This window comes from Microbacterium lacus, assembly GCF_044794305.1.
GTDB lineage: Bacteria > Actinomycetota > Actinomycetes > Actinomycetales > Microbacteriaceae > Microbacterium > Microbacterium lacus_B.
In genome coordinates this window covers 376836-391971 of record NZ_CP084996.1, presented here as the reverse complement: position 1 = coordinate 391971, position 15136 = coordinate 376836, and the positions used below count along the sequence as shown (strand labels likewise).

The 15136-nt window shown below is 65.8% G+C and carries 11 protein-coding genes, 1 tRNA gene and 1 other RNA gene; 7 read left to right on the top strand and 6 right to left on the bottom strand.

Annotated features, from left to right (window positions below; translation table 11 throughout):
- Positions 1 to 125: 125 nt before the first annotated feature.
- From LG299_RS01910 to aceE, 5 genes are all read right to left on the bottom strand, one after another.
- On the bottom strand, positions 126 to 374 hold the full coding sequence (locus LG299_RS01910) for an acyl carrier protein (protein WP_404432999.1): 249 nt from the start codon (positions 372 to 374) through the stop codon (positions 126 to 128).
- Positions 375 to 450: 76 nt separating this feature from the next.
- On the bottom strand, positions 451 to 1452 hold the full coding sequence (locus LG299_RS01905) for a beta-ketoacyl-ACP synthase III (RefSeq protein WP_404432997.1): 1002 nt from the start codon (positions 1450 to 1452) through the stop codon (positions 451 to 453).
- A gap of 14 nt (positions 1453 to 1466) precedes the next feature.
- Positions 1467 to 2381 carry an ACP S-malonyltransferase gene (locus tag LG299_RS01900; RefSeq protein ID WP_404432995.1) on the bottom strand — a complete coding sequence of 305 codons (915 nt, stop codon included), beginning with the start codon at positions 2379 to 2381 and terminating at the stop codon, positions 1467 to 1469.
- An 89-nt stretch (positions 2382 to 2470) separates the two neighbouring features.
- Positions 2471 to 3688, bottom strand: coding sequence for a PucR family transcriptional regulator (locus tag LG299_RS01895; RefSeq protein ID WP_404432993.1), 1218 nt, complete (start codon positions 3686 to 3688; stop codon positions 2471 to 2473).
- Between the two features lie 7 nt (positions 3689 to 3695).
- Entirely contained in the window at positions 3696 to 6422 is a 2727-nt protein-coding gene (aceE, locus tag LG299_RS01890) for a pyruvate dehydrogenase (acetyl-transferring), homodimeric type (RefSeq protein ID WP_404432991.1), read from the bottom strand.
- Positions 6423 to 6581: 159 nt separating this feature from the next.
- Here aceE and LG299_RS01885 point away from each other — a divergent pair.
- From LG299_RS01885 to rnpB, 4 genes are all read left to right on the top strand, one after another.
- Positions 6582 to 6657: transfer RNA gene (locus LG299_RS01885), tRNA-Val, on the top strand.
- Between the two features lie 67 nt (positions 6658 to 6724).
- The gene (locus LG299_RS01880) at positions 6725 to 7456 is read left to right on the top strand and encodes a zinc ribbon domain-containing protein (RefSeq protein ID WP_404432989.1); all 732 of its coding nucleotides are present in this window, start codon (positions 6725 to 6727) and stop codon (positions 7454 to 7456) included.
- 16 nt (positions 7457 to 7472) lie between these two features.
- On the top strand, positions 7473 to 9209 hold the full coding sequence (locus LG299_RS01875) for a bifunctional 3'-5' exonuclease/DNA polymerase (protein ID WP_404432987.1): 1737 nt from the start codon (positions 7473 to 7475) through the stop codon (positions 9207 to 9209).
- A gap of 39 nt (positions 9210 to 9248) precedes the next feature.
- An RNA gene (gene rnpB, locus LG299_RS01870) (RNase P RNA component class A) lies at positions 9249 to 9609 on the top strand.
- Between the two features lie 78 nt (positions 9610 to 9687).
- Here rnpB and ppgK read toward each other — a convergent pair.
- Complete coding sequence (gene ppgK / locus LG299_RS01865) at positions 9688 to 10449, bottom strand: polyphosphate--glucose phosphotransferase (protein WP_404432985.1); 762 nt, start codon at positions 10447 to 10449, stop codon at positions 9688 to 9690.
- Positions 10450 to 10497: 48 nt separating this feature from the next.
- Here ppgK and LG299_RS01860 point away from each other — a divergent pair, with 48 nt between their 5' ends.
- From LG299_RS01860 to LG299_RS01850, 3 genes are read left to right on the top strand one after another with little or no spacing between them, the layout of a single operon-like run.
- Positions 10498 to 10716 (top strand): SPOR domain-containing protein, encoded by a 219-nt coding sequence (locus LG299_RS01860; protein ID WP_404432983.1) that lies wholly within the window; start codon positions 10498 to 10500, stop codon positions 10714 to 10716.
- 33 nt (positions 10717 to 10749) lie between these two features.
- A complete protein-coding gene (gene glnA / locus LG299_RS01855; RefSeq protein ID WP_404432981.1) occupies positions 10750 to 12087 on the top strand; it encodes a type I glutamate--ammonia ligase in 1338 nt (445 codons plus the stop codon).
- 11 nt (positions 12088 to 12098) lie between these two features.
- On the top strand, positions 12099 to 15101 hold the full coding sequence (locus tag LG299_RS01850) for a bifunctional [glutamine synthetase] adenylyltransferase/[glutamine synthetase]-adenylyl-L-tyrosine phosphorylase (RefSeq protein WP_404432979.1): 3003 nt from the start codon (positions 12099 to 12101) through the stop codon (positions 15099 to 15101).
- The last annotated feature ends 35 nt before the right edge of the window (positions 15102 to 15136 follow it).

Here is a 15136-nt window from a genome sequence, read left to right as displayed (position 1 = left end):
TGTGCGGGTGTTCCTCAGTGTGTGGAGCCGGTGGGGGCTGGTGCCCCCACCGGGGTGTGCGTCAGCAAGCCGGGGGTCTGGGGCAGAGCCCCAGAGCTCTAGGACATAGCCCTAGACAGTGCTGCTTACGCCTGGTTCGACGAGATGAAGGTGACGGCGTCGCCGACGGTCTTGAGGTTCTTGACCTCGTCGTCGGGGATCGTGACGCCGAACTTCTCCTCGGCGTTGACGACGATCGTCATCATCGAGATCGAGTCGATGTCGAGGTCGTCCGTGAACGACTTCTCGAGCGCGACCTCATCAGCGGAAATGCCGGTCTCGTCGGTGACCAGCTCTGCCAGTCCGGCGAGGACTTCTTCGCTCGTGAATGCCATGGGGTTCTCCTGTTTTCTATGGGGTTCGCTGCCCGGGTCGGGCCGCTGTCCAGTTTATGGTCGGGGATGCTCTGGTCTAGGGAAGGACGACGACCTGCGCGCCGAAGACGAGGCCTGCACCGAAGCCGATCTGCAGGGCGAGCCCACCGCTCAGCTCGGGGTGCTCGTCGAGGAGACGGTGTGTCGCGAGCGGTATGGATGCCGCCGACGTGTTGCCGGTGGTCTCGATATCGCGACCGATCACCACCGAGTCGGGCAGCTTCAACTGCTTCGCGAACTCATCGATGATGCGCATGTTCGCCTGGTGGGGAACGAAGGCGGCGAGATCGGATGCCTCGACACCCGCTGCCTCCAATGCCTGTCGCGCGACCTTCACCATCTCCCACACGGCCCAACGAAAGACCGTCGGACCCTCTTGGCGAAGAGTCGGCCACGGCGCCTGTCCATCGCGGAACTGCGTAAGTGTGGCGTTCATACCGACCGCGTCGGCCTTGGACCCATCCGAACCCCACACGGTGGGCCCGATGCCGGGCGTGTCGCTCGGTCCGATCACGACGGCGCCGGCGCCGTCGCCGAGCAGGAACGAGATGCTGCGATCAGTCGGGTCGACGACATCGCTGAGCTTCTCGGTGCCGATGACCAGTGCGTAGGTGCTGGCGCCCGCGCGGATGAGCGCGTCGGCCTGGGCAACGCCGTAGGCGAACCCTGCGCACGCGGCGTTCAGGTCGAAGGCTGCGGCGGGGTTGGACCCCACACGATCGGCGACGATCGCCGCTACGGAAGGGGTCTGCTTCGGGTTCGAGACTGTCGCGACGATCACGACGTCGATGGCGGATGCATCCACCCCTGACTTCGCGATCGCTTCGCGCGCAGCATCCGTCGCCAGATCGATCGCATCGGTCTCTGCCACAGCGCGCATGCGCGTGATGATGCCGGTCCGCTGGCGAATCCACTCGTCGCTGGAATCGATCGGACCGACCAGATCATCGTTCGGCACGGCGATCTCGCCGCGAGCGGCTCCGTACGAGTAGATGCGCGTGTGTGGGACGCCCGTGGGCTGAATGAGGCTGGGGGTCATGGGGGATGCTCCGGTCATGCGTCGGATGGGCTGAGGAGCGCGACAGCGGCCGCAAGATCGTCGGGGGTCTTGACGGCGACTGCGGGGGTGCCGCGCAGCGCGCGCTTGGCAAGCCCGGTCAGTGCACCTGCGGGGGCGAGTTCAATGATGCCGGTGACTCCGGCAGCGCTGAACGATTGCATGCAGAGGTCCCAGCGGACGGGGGAGACCACCTGGTCGACGAGAAGGTCAACGAAGGCCCGGCCGGAGGTCACGGATGTGCCATCACGATTCGTCCAGACCGTTCGCGTGGAGTCTGTGACCTCGACGGCGTCTGCCGCAGCGCGTAGGGCAGCCATCGCCGGCTGCATGTAGGGCGTGTGGAAGGCCCCGGCGACCTGCAGTGCAATGATCCGCGTTCCGGCCGGAGGTGTAGAAGCAAGCTCGGCCAGCGCCTCGGTCGCTCCTGCGACGACGAGTTGACCGCCGCCGTTGTAGTTGGCGGGGTGGAGTCCGAGCTCATCCAAGCGGGCAATGACGGATGCTTCGTCCCCACCGATCACGGCGCTCATGCCGGTAGGCGCCGCGGCCGCGGCCGCGGCCATCGCCCGGCCACGCAATCCGACGAGTCGCAGCGCGTCCTCCTCGGAGAGGATGCCCGCAGCCGCAGCCGCGGCGAACTCACCCACCGAGTGACCTGCGACGGCAGGCACTGCGTCGTGGCCCGGCAGCGCATTCCACGACAGAAGGCTCGCGGCGACGATGAGCGGCTGAGCGACCTGAGTGTCACGGATGCGATCGGCGTCCCACTCGGTCCCGGCGGCGACAAGGTCTACGCCGGACCAGTCGCTGTAGCTCGCGAGGCGCTCAGCGGCACCGTCGAGTTCGAGCCAGGGGAGGAGGAAGCCCGGGGACTGCGAACCCTGACCGGGGAAGACAGAGATGATCACTTACCCATCCTGCCAATCATCCCGGCCACGTTCTGGCTCTGTTCGCACAAGAATGCGGCGAAGGTTTGTGCGCGCCGCACAGTCCGACGTTAGCGTGCGGGGCGTCGGGACACTGGGGCACGGCGGCGCGCCGCATCCGTCCCGATGGATCCCAGCACCAACGCCGTTTGCAGAATGAAGGCCTCGCGGGGCCCTGTGGCGTCCCAGCCGATGACATCCGACACACGCTTGAGCCGGTAACGCACGGTGTTGGGGTGGACGAACAGTTCGCGCGCAGTGGCCTCGAGCGACCGGCCGTTGTCGAGGTAGCTCCACAGCGTTGCCACGAGATCGGCGCTGTGCGCCTGCAAAGGCCGATAGATGCGCTCCACGAGAGTTTGCTTCGCGAGCGGGTCACCGGCGAGCGCCCGCTCGGGGAGCAGATCGTCCGCCTCAACCGGACGAGGTGCGTGCCGCCACGCGCGGGCAACCGCGAACCCCGCCAGTGCGGCTCGAGCACTCAAACCGGCCTCGACAAGCGCCGGCACCGCGGGGCCAAGAACCAAATGACCCGGACCGAAACCGGTCTCGAGACGTTTCGCGATCTCGGGGAACGGGAGTTCTTCCGCCGTCTCATCGCGTGCCGGGCCCTCGGCGCGCCCCACGACGAGCACCAAGCGGGAGCCTTGGACCCCGATCAGCACATCCACGCCGAGCTTGCGTGCAGTGCGCCGCAGCTGGTCAACGTCGAACAGGGGCGGGGTGGTCCCGACGAGCACCGACACCTCGCCATGGCCGTGCCAGCCGAGCGCGGCAATCCGGCTCGGGAGCTCTTCGTCGGCTTCTCCGGTGAGGATGGAATCAACGACCAGCGCTTCCAGGCGTGCGTCCCACAGGCCTCGCGCTTCGGCCGCGCGTGCGTACACATCGGCCGCGGCGAAAGCGACGTCGCGCGAGTACAGCAGAATGCCTTCGCGCAGATCATCGCCCTTGCCGACCAGACGTTCTTCGGTCACCTCAACGGTCACACGAATGAGCTGGAGCGTCTGCGTGAGGCTCACACTGCGCAGGAGCTCGCGCGGCGCAGCGGCGAAGATGTCGGCGGCAATCCACGGCGTGGACGTCGGATCGTCATACCACTGGATGAACGACGAGATGCCTGCCTGCGCGACAAGCCCGACCGCCGAACGGCGGGCCGGGGGCATGTCGGCGTACCAGGGGAGGGTGTCCTCGAGCCGCTTGATCGTAGCCGTCGCGAGATCTCCCGAGATGCGCCGCAGCCAGGCCAGCGTCTCAGTTTTGTCCTTCTTCGGAATCGCGGCGGTCATCGACGAGTCAGCTCTCGCCGCCCGCGTTCCCGCTCGTGCCTGCCGTCACGTCGTGCAGACGATAGCGCTCGATTGCCTGAGCGGAGAGCCCACGATCAACGGCGCCTTCTTCGGCGAGTGCCTGAAGCGTCCGCACCACGATCGACGGGCCGTCGATCTTGAAGAAGCGTCGCGCAGCCGCGCGGGTGTCCGAGAAGCCGAACCCGTCGGCGCCGAGAGTAGCGAAACGCTGTGGAACCCAGGGCCGGATCTGGTCCTGCACCCCCTGCATGTAGTCGCTCACCGCGACGACCGGGCCCGAGGCGTCGCGGAGCTTCTCGGTCAGGTAGGCCGTGTGCGGATCTTCGTGCGGGTAGAGGAAGTTGTGCTCGTCCGCGGCGAGTCCGTCCCGCCGAAGCTCGGTCCACGAGGTGACCGACCACACGTCAGCCTGCACACCCCAGTCATCGCGAAGCAGCTGCTGCGCCTCGAGCGCCCACGGAACACCGACGCCCGACGCGAGGATCTGGGTTCGCGGGCCCTCGCCCTCAGCGGTGGAGATGCGGTGCAGACCACGAACGATCCCATCCACATCGACACCCTCGGGCTCGACGGGCTGAATGATCGGCTCGTTGTAGACCGTCATGTAATACATGACGTTCGGGTCGGGGTGCTTGCCGCCATACATGCGCTCGATGCCCGATCGCACGATGTGCGCGATCTCGTAGCCGTAGGCCGGGTCGTACGACACCGTTGCCGGATTCGTGGCGGCGAGCAGGTGCGAGTGACCGTCGGCGTGTTGCAGACCCTCACCGGTCAGCGTGGTGCGTCCCGCAGTGGCGCCGATGATGAACCCGCGGGCCATCTGGTCACCCGCTGCCCACTGAGCGTCGCCGGTGCGCTGGAAGCCGAACATCGAGTAGAAGACGTACACAGGGATGAGCGGCTCACCGTGCGTTGAGTACGACGTTCCGATACCGGTGAACGCCGCGAGAGCGCCCGCCTCGTTGATGCCGACGTGGATGATCTGTCCTTGCGGGCTCTCTTTGTACGCGAGCAGGAGTTCGCGGTCGACCGAGGTGTAGTGCTGACCGTTGGGGTTGTAGATCTTCGCCGTCGGGAAGAACGCATCCATCCCGAACGTGCGCGCCTCGTCGGGGATGATCGGAACGATCCGGTGCCCGAAGTCCTTGACGCGCAACAGATCCTTCAGCAGTCGCACGAAGGCCATCGTGGTGGCGATCTCCTGCGTTCCCGAACCCTTCTTCGGCAACGCGTACGCCGCGTCGCCGGGCAGCTCGAGCCCGACGTGGTGCGAACGGCGCTCGGGGAGGAATCCGCCCAGCGCATTGCGGCGTTCGAGCATGTACCGGATGGTCTCGTCCTGCGTGCCGGGGTTGTAATACGGCGGGGCGTACGGGTTCTCTTCGAGCTGAGCATCCGTCACCGGAATGTGCATCCCATCACGGAAGTGCTTCAGGTCATCCAGCGTCATCTTCTTCATCTGGTGGGTAGCGTTGCGACCCTCGAAGTGCGGACCCAAGCCGTAGCCCTTGATGGTCTTCGCAAGAATGACCGTCGGCTGACCTTTGTGCTCGACGGCTGCCTTGAACGCGGCGTAGACCTTGCGGTAATCATGCCCACCGCGCTTGAGACCCCAGATCTGGTCGTCGCTGTAATCCTTGACGAGAGCGGCGGCACGTTCGTCGCGACCGAAGAAGTTCTCGCGCACGTAGGCGCCGTCTTCGGTCTTGAACGTCTGGTAGTCGCCGTCGGGTGTGACGTTCATGAGGTTGCGGAGCGCACCGTCGTTGTCACGGGCGAGAAGGTCGTCCCACTCGCGGCCCCACACGACCTTGATGACGTTCCAGCCCGCACCGCGGAAGAAGCTCTCGAGCTCCTGGATGATCTTGCCGTTGCCGCGCACGGGTCCGTCCAAGCGCTGCAGGTTGCAGTTGACGATGAACGTGAGGTTGTCGAGGCCCTCGTTCGCAGCTACTTGAAGCTGGCCGCGGCTCTCGACCTCATCCATTTCGCCGTCACCGAGGAAGGCCCACACGCGCGAGTCAGATACGTCTTTGATCCCGCGGTTGGTCAAGTACTTGTTGGCCATGGCCTGGTAGATGGCGTTGATCGGACCGAGACCCATCGACACCGTCGGGAACTGCCAGAAATCGGGCATGAGCCGGGGGTGCGGGTACGACGGGATGCCGTTCGGAGCTGCGGACTTCTCCTGGCGGAACCCGTCGAGCTGCGCCTCAGTGAGCCGGCCCTCAAGAAAGGCGCGCGCGTAGGTTCCGGGTGACGCGTGACCCTGAACGAAGATCTGGTCTCCGCCGGAGGGGTGGTCCTGACCACGGAAGAAGTGGTTGAAGCCGACCTCGTAGAGCGCCGCCGAGGACGCGTAGGTCGAGATGTGCCCGCCGACGCCGATTCCGGGTCGCTGAGCGCGATGCACGGTGATCGCCGCGTTCCAGCGGATCCACGCGCGGTAGCGGCGCTCGATCTCTTCGTCACCGGGGAAGTCCGGCTCGTTCTCAGGCGCGATCGTGTTCAGGTAGTCGGTGGTGGGAACCATCGGCACACCCAGGTGAAGATCATGCGAGGTCTTCAGCAGACTCAGCATGATCTCGCGGCCGCGACCGTGGCCCTTTGCCTGAACGAGCTGCTCGAGCGACTCCTGCCACTCGGAAGTCTCTTCCGGGTCACTGTCGAGGCGGTCTTGCGAGTACGGATCCTGATCGTTGACAGTCACGGAAGACCTTTCGTCGTCTGGCAGATCGTGCCAGGAATTCCTTCGAGAAGCGGACACGGCTTTGTCGGCCGCGCACAAACGCATCGCCAATAGCCTAGCGAGTCCTCACGCACTCTTTGCTTCGACGGAAGCGCGCGATGCTCATACACTGGAGGGGAGGGGCCTTTAGCTCAGCTGGTAGAGCGCCACGTTTACACCGTGGATGTCGTCGGTTCGATCCCGGCAGGGCCCACCACAGACTTCGTTGCTGCCTCGTGGATTTTCGGGCTCTGAGCCAAACCGGCCCGGGGTAGGTTGGTCACGTGAACGCCAGCCCCGCAGACCAGCGCCGCCTCCTCGAGGTCGCCGAGCTCGATGCCAGAATCCAGCAGTTCGAGCATGCCCGGAAGAATCCTCCTCAGGCGGCGCGCGTCCACGAGTTGATCGCCAAGCGATCGGAGCTGGCGCAGGAGCTTTCGGTGCGCCTCGGCGCGCGTGACGACCTGCGCACAGAGCTTTCTCGCATCGAGTCGGACGTCGCTGTCGTGGATGCGCGGAGCGCCCGCGACTCCGGTCGGCTCGCGACGAGCACGGACTCCAAAGTGGCGCAGGGTCTGGAAAGTGAGATCCAGGCGCTGGCTCGCCGCAAGAGCGATCTCGAAGACATCGAACTCGACGTGATGGATCGACTCGAGCAATCGGACGCGTCCGTGGCCGAGCAAGAGGCACTGATCGCAGCCAACAACGCCGAGGGCGCCGAGCTGAGCGCCGAAGCCAAGCGGGTCGTGGCTGAAGCGACGGCAGCGTGGGAAGCAGCATCCCGCGACCGCGCCGCCATCACCGCGACCGTGCCGGCTGATCTTCTCGCCCTGTACGACCGCGTCGCAACGCGCAGCACTGGCGCAGCGTTGCTTCGCCGTCGCACGTGTGAGGGATGCAACATGGTGCTTTCTGGCACGGACCTGCAAAAACTTCGACAGGCGACGGATGAGACCGTGATGATGTGCCCCGAGTGCGGATGCATCCTCGTGCGCGCCGACGAAACCGGGCTCTGACCGGATCGAAGCGGTGATGGGCTCCGTTGCCGCTCCGACCTGGGTGGCACTCGGACGCGTCGCTGGCGAAAACTGCGCGGCATTGCTTGATTCCGAGGGCGTCGAACAATACCGAGAGATGCTCACCGACGCGCAGATGCCGGCGTGGGTCGCTGAGCGTGAACGCACCGCCTCGCCGAGGTGGATCTGGAACGACGCCGCCCACTGGTACACCCGCCTGCTGAACGCGGGCGTGCGCGTCGCAAAGTGCCACGACCTCCGACTCTCGCATGCGATTCTTCGCGCGAGCACGATGGTGACGAACGACGAGGGCATTCGTAAGGCGATCGAGTGGGATGCGTCGTTGACCGCGCTCACGTCAGCTCCAGTCGTGCCGACGCTCTTCGACCTCGCTGATTCCGACTCCGGTGTGCCAACCCTCCCGTCCGGCCTCGATGAAGCGCTCGAGGAGTTCGCCCGCCAGCGCACGGTCGTGGCTCAATCGCAAGATCCCGCACGGCTTCGTCTGCTTGTCGCCGCGGAATCCGCTGGCGCCCTGATCGCCGCCGAACTGACAGCGGCAGGAGTGCCGTGGGACGTCGCCTCGCACGAGCGCATCCTGGTGGATGTCTTGGGGGAGCGACCGATGAGTGGTGGGGTGCCTCCGAAGCTCGTACAGTCCGCTGCACGGGTCCGAGAAGCACTTGGAGACCCGGGCGCGAACCTGGACTCCCCGCCGAAGCTTCTGCGGGCACTTCATCGGGCCGGGATCCTCGTCGAGTCGACCAGTCGGTGGGAGCTCTCCGAACAGCGGCATCCGGCGATCGAACCGCTCCTGGAGTACAAGAAGCTCACGCGACTGTTGTCGGCCAACGGGTGGGCATGGTTATCGGAGTGGGTCAGTGACGGCCGATTCCGCCCGGTGTACGTTCCCGGTGGGGTCGTGACCGGGCGCTGGGCATCCTCCGGCGGCGGCGCACTCCAGCTTCCGCGCCAGCTCCGGGCTGCGGTGCGCGCGGATCCCGGGTGGCGGCTCGTCGTGGCCGACGTGGCGCAACTCGAGCCCCGTGTGCTCGCTGCGATGGCGGGGGATGTGGCGCTTGCCGACGCCGCGCGGGGCCGTGATCTGTACGCGGGCATCGTGGAGCGTGGCGCGGTGACCACGCGGGCCGAGGCGAAGATCGCGATGCTCGGCGCGATGTACGGTGCCACGACCGGCGACTCTGGACGGCTGGTGCCGCGACTGCGGCGTACGTTCCCGCGTGCGATGGATCTCGTCGACGACGCCGCCCGCGTCGGCGAGGACGGCGGAATCGTCTCGACGTGGCTCGGCAGGTCCTGCCCGGGCCCCGGCGAAGAGTGGCAAGCCGGGCAGTCGCGCGCGACCGAGGCTGAGGCATCCGGCGCTGAAGTAGACCTCGCCCGACGCTGGGCCCGCGATCGTGGCCGATTCACCCGCAACTTCGTCGTCCAGGGAACTGCAGCCGAGTGGGCACTGGCGTGGTTGGCCGACCTCCGCGGACGACTCGCCGCGATCCCGCCCGTCGCAGAATCCACCGCGGCGCTGAGGTCAGGCCCGGTGGCTTCGCGTGTACCCCACCTCGCGCTCTTCTTGCACGACGAGGTGGTGATCCATACCCCCGCAGTCCACGCAGAATTGGTTGCGAAGGCGGTTCAGGATGCCGCATCCGCCGCCGCGCGACTGCTCTTCGGAGGCTTCCCGATCGACTTTCCCTTGGACGTGCGAATCGCCGAGACGGCGATGAAGGACTGACGCGACACCCAGCCCACCGGGCTAGACTCGCGATGCGAATGGGTCGGCTGGACGGTCACGTGGCGCGCAAGCGCACCGAGGAACGTCCGGGCTCCACAGGGCAGGGCGGTGGGTAACACCCACCCGGAGTGATCCGCGAGACAGTGCCACAGAAAACAGACCGCCACGGCTTCGGCCGCGGTAAGGGTGAAACGGCGGTGTAAGAGACCACCGGGGTCGCGGTGACGCGACCTGCAAGGTAAACCTCGCCCGGAGCAAGGCCAGACAGAGGATGTTGACGCGGCTCGCCGAGTCCTCGGGTAGGCCGCTAGAGCGGCACGGCAACGTGTCGCCGAGAGAGATGACCGTCCACGGGGCTCACGCCCCCGGACAGAACCCGGCGTACAGGCCGGCCCATTCGCCCACACTCAGCCCACAGCCAGGGCCGCGGCCCCGTTCTTTCTGGTGCAGCGGGGTTCCCCCGCGACCGACCGAAGTGTCAGCCGAGCGCGAGCGCCGCCGCCCCGATGATCCCCGCATTGTTCCGGTGCACAGCTGGCACGATCGGTGTATTCAGGTCGAGCAACGGCAAGAAGTGATCCGCATGCTTCGAGACGCCGCCGCCGACGACGAACAGGTCAGGGCTGAAGAGAAACTCGATGTGGCTGTAGTACCACTGGAGACGCGCAGCCCATTTCTCCCAGCTCAGTTCTTCGCGCTCCATTGCCGAATAGGCAGCGTAGGCCTCAGCGTCCTTGCCGTGCTTGGCGCGCTGGACGTGGCCCAGTTCGGAATTGGGAATCAGCACGCCGTTGTAGAGCAGAGCCGATCCGATGCCCGTCCCGAGTGTCGTGAGAATTGTCAGTCCGGACTGACCTTTCGCCGCGCCGTAGCGAAGTTCGGCGACGCCAGCGACGTCCGCATCGTTGGCGAAGTGGATGTCGCGCCCCAGACCCTTCTCGAAGAACTTCTCAGCCTCGAACCCGATCCATTTCTGTGACACGTTGGCCGCTGAGAGCGTCTTGCCGCTCTTGACGATCGCAGGAAAGGCCACGCCGAGGGGGATCGCGTCATCCGCGACTCCGAGCTTGTCGAGAACTTCGGTCACCGCTGCCAACACATCGGGTGGCTCTGCGCCCTCCGGGGTGGCGACTTTGATGCGGTCGCCGATGAGGATGCCCTGTTCCAGATCGACGATGCCCGCTTTGATGCCGGTGCCGCCGATGTCTACGCCTACGGCGCGTGTCGCCTCAGTTGCCATGCGCTCAGCCTATCCAGGCGAGCGACCGCCATCAGTAGGATCGGTGTCATGACCGGCGACAGCGAAAAGTATTGGTACAACTTGACGACCGGCGAAGTCGAGCGCGGCTTCGCATCTCCGGCGATCGACCGCGCGGGCCCCTTCGAGACGGCGGAGGAAGCGGCCAAAGCGCCAGATCTTCTCCGAGAGCGGTCACGCGCGTGGTCCGAAGAGGAATCGCGCGAGGATGGCTGGGGCCTGACGGGCGACGACGCCCCGGCCCAGTAGTCTGGCTGAAGCCCTACGGCCCGAGAGGATGCGATGGACAAGCAGCGTGACTTCGTTCTGAGGACGATCGAGGAACGAGGAGTCAAGTTCGTCCGCCTCTGGTTCACCGACGTGATCGGGACACTCAAGTCCGTCGCCATCGCGCCGGCCGAGGTCGAGGGAGCGTTCGCCGAAGGCCTGGGCTTCGACGGTTCAGCGATCGAAGGCCTGACGCGCTCGTACGAGTCCGACCTCCTTGCTCATCCCGACCCGACGACGTTCCAGACGTTGCCGTGGCGCGGCGAGATCGACCCCACCGGGCGCATGTTCTGTGACATCACCACGCCCGACGGGCAACCGGCTGTGGCAGACCCACGCCACGTCCTCAAGCGTGCGCTGGCCAAGGCAGCCGATGCCGGGTTCACGTTCTACACGCACCCCGAGATCGAGTTCTATCTTCTGAAGTCCTCGTCCTTCGGTCCTGATGGACCGGATCCCGTCGACTCCGCCGGATACTTCGACAATGTGCCGGGTGGCACGGCGCACGACTTCCGTCGTCGCTCGGTGCGCATGCTCGAAGACCTCGGCATCTCGGTCGAGTACAGCCACCATGAGGGTGGCCCCGGGCAGAACGAGATCGATCTGCGCTACGCCGATGCCCTCGCGACCGCCGACAACATCATGACGTTCCGCACCGTGATCAAAGAGGTTGCGATCGAACAGGGCGTCTACGCGACCTTCATGCCGAAGCCGCTCAGCGGCAAGCCCGGCAGTGGCATGCACACGCACATGTCGCTGTTCGAAGGCGACCAGAACGCGTTCTACGAAGAAGGAGCGCAGTACCAGCTCTCAAAGGTTGGGCGTCAGTTCATCGCAGGTCTCCTGCGTCACGCTAACGAGATCTCTGCGGTCACGAACCAGTTCGTGAACTCCTACAAGCGGCTGTGGGGCGGCGACGAAGCGCCGAGCTTCATCTGCTGGGGCCACAACAACCGCTCGGCCCTCGTTCGAGTGCCGATGTACAAGCCGAACAAGGGGCAGTCCTCCCGCGTGGAGTACCGCGCGCTCGACTCTGCGGCGAACCCGTACCTGTCGTTCGCGCTCATGCTCGCTGCAGGCCTCAAGGGCATCGAAGAGGGCTACGAGCTTCCGCCCGAGGCCGAAGACAACGTGTGGTCGCTTTCTGACACCGAGCGTCGCGCGCTCGGCTATGCGCCGTTGCCCGCGAGCCTCGATCACGCGCTGGAGTACATGGAAGAGTCCGAGCTCGTCGCCGAAACTCTCGGCGAGCAGGTCTTCAACTACGTTCTGCTGAACAAGCGCAAGGAGTGGCAGGAGTACCGCTCGCAAGTCACGCAGTTCGAGCTGAAGAGCAACCTCGAGATGCTCTGAGCGTTCGTCCCATGTCTGCGGGCGCACGTTCCACCTCGCGTTCAGGGCTGGCACGCCTCGGGTTCGGCGAACTCGCCGAGGCAGAGAGCCTGATTGCGGAATTGTCGGATGCCGCGGGCCTCACCCGCGAGCAACTGACGGCGGAGGCATCCGTCGCTGCTGACCCGGACGCGGCGCTCGAAGCGCTTGCCCGCATCGCCAGACGCGACACGGCCGCTGTGCGGGCCGTCGCCGCTGATTCCCGCGCGTGGACGGCCCTGTGGGCGTTGCTCGGGGCCTCGACCGGGTTCGCGGACTTCTACCTCCGGCATCCCGAAGAACTTGCAGCATTGGTGACGGAGTCGCACACGCTTCCCGGTGCGGACGAGCTTCGAGACTCGCTCTTGGAATCGGTCGGTGCCAGCGATGGGTTTGCCGCTGACGGGGGAGAGGCATCCTGGAACGCCCTCCGCGTGCGCTATCGTCGCATGCTCGCGCGCATCGCCAGCTATGACCTGCTGAGCGATTCTCCCGTCGATGAGATTCCGGCGGTCGCAGCCGCTCTCGCCGACGCCGCCGGCGCCGCTTTGGAGGCATCGCTCTGCGTCGCCCGCACGCGGATATCGGGTGGTGCGGCGGGGGTCGGCCTCTTTCCGCGGGAGCAGGTTGCCGCCACCCAGCTGGCGATCATAGGTATGGGAAAGGCCGGAGCGCGCGAACTGAACTACGTCAGCGACGTCGACGTGATCTTCGTCGGCGGAGCCGATGACGCCACGACCGAGGCGATTGGCCCGAGTCGCGTCGTCGACATCGCCACGCGCCTTGCAGTGCAGACCATGCGGGGGATCTCAGGCACCGAGATCGAGCCACCGCTCTGGGAGGTGGATCCCAATCTTCGTCCCGAGGGCAAGCAAGGCGCGCTGGTGCGCACACTGGACTCTCATCTGTCGTACTACGACCGTTGGGCGAAGAGCTGGGAGTTCCAAGCCCTGCTGAAGGCGCGACCACTCGCTGGCGACCCCGAGCTGGGTGCGGCGTACGTCACAGCCGTCCAGCCCAAGATCTGGACGAGCGCGGCGCGAGAGAACTTCGTCGACAGTGTCCAACGTATGCGCGAGCGCGTCACCGAGCACATTCCGCCCGAAGACATTCCCTACCAGCTCAAGCTCGGGCCGGGCGGGATCCGCGACATCGAATTCACCGTCCAGCTTCTGCAGCTCGTCCACGGGCTCAGCGATGATCGTATCCGGCAGCGTGGAACCCTCGATGCGCTCGATGCGCTCGTGACGGAGGGCTACATCGGGCGTACCGAGGCATCCACCTTCTCGACCGACTACCGAGTCCTGCGCCTGCTCGAGCACCGCGCACAGTTGCGCAAGCTGAGCCGCACGCACCTCATGCCAGCGCGTCCCGACGAACTGCGGGTGCTCGCACGAGCGACGAAGCTCGACGAGACCGGCGCGGGCGTGTGGGCGCGGTGGGAGGCGGTCAAACGCGAAGTCCGTGAGATTCACGTCCGCCTGTTCTACCGGCCGCTTCTTTCGGCCGTGGCCGCACTTCCCGCTGAAGAGCGCGCGCTGTCGACGACTCAGGCGCATGATCGCCTCTCGGCGATCGGCTTCACCGATCCGGCGGGCGCACTTCGGCACATCGCCGCCCTGACAAGCGGGCTGAGTCGAAAAGCGACCATTCAACGGCACCTGATGCCGGTCATGATCCGGTGGTTCGCCGACGGTGTCGATCCCGACTATGGGTTGCTGGCGTTCCGACGGCTCAGCGAGCGACTGGGCAACACTCCGTGGTTCTTGCGGATGCTGCGTGATTCGTCCGGCGCAGCCGAGCGCCTTACCCACGTCCTGTCGGGGTCCCGTTACGTCGGCGAACTCATGGAGTGGATCCCCGAATCCGCGGCCTGGCTCGATGACCGTGATCTGCTTCGTCCGCGATCGGGCGTCGCGCTGCAACAAGAGGCACGGGCGATCCAGACCCGGCATGACAACGTCGGCGATGCCATGCGGTCGGTACGAGCTCTGCGACGCCGCGAACTGCTGCGCATCGCCATGTGGGCGCTCGTCGACACCGCCACGATTGAAGAGGTCGCTCAGGCCCTGACCACCATCACCGACGTGACGATTCAGGCGACTCTTCGAGCGGTTCGCCGTGAGATCGTTCCGGCTCAAGACGCCGACTTGGACTTCTCGGTGATCGCCATGGGGCGGTTCGGGGGAGCAGAACTCGGATTCGGCTCGGACGCCGACATCATGTACGTCTACCGTGCCAATAGCGTCGACCCGCAGCGCGCACACGCTCTGGCGCTGCAGATCGTCACGGCCCTGCGCCACTACTCCGAAGATCACCGTGTTCCGATCGATCTCGACGCCGGTCTTCGGCCTGAGGGCCGCAACGGGCCGATGGCGCGATCACTGGCTTCCTACACCGAGTACTACCGGCGATGGTCTCTGTCGTGGGAAGCGCAGGCACTGTTGCGCGCGCGAGGCGTAGCCGGGAGCGTCAAACTCATCCGCGAGTTCATGGCTCTGGCTGACGATGTGCGGTATCCGGCGGTCGTCGACCAGCAGGACCTTCGAGAGATTCGACGTATCAAGGCTCGTGTCGAGAGCGAACGCCTCCCGCAGGGCACCGACCCCGCCCGGCACCTCAAGCTCGGGCCAGGCTCGCTCAGCGACGTGGAGTGGCTCGTCCAGTTGCTCCAACACGAGCATGCCCATTCGATCCCCGGCATGCGCACGACGTCCACGATCGAGGCACTGCGCGCCGCACAAGAGGCGGGGCTTGTACCGGCGATCGCCGCCGATCGTCTGGCCGAAGCGTGGCGCCTGTCGAGTCGGCTGAGGTCGGCCAACACCCTGCTTTCGGGGCAGACCAGCGACGTTCTCCCTGTGGACCGACAACGTCTCGACGGCATCGGCCGACTCTTGAATTACCCACCTCGTTCGGCCACGCAGGTCGAGGAAGACTATCTCGGCGTGACGAGACGCTCACGACGGGTGTTCGAGAAGCTCTTTTACGGGTGAGTACAGCTGCAAGGGCGAAGAGCCCCGGTTGCCCG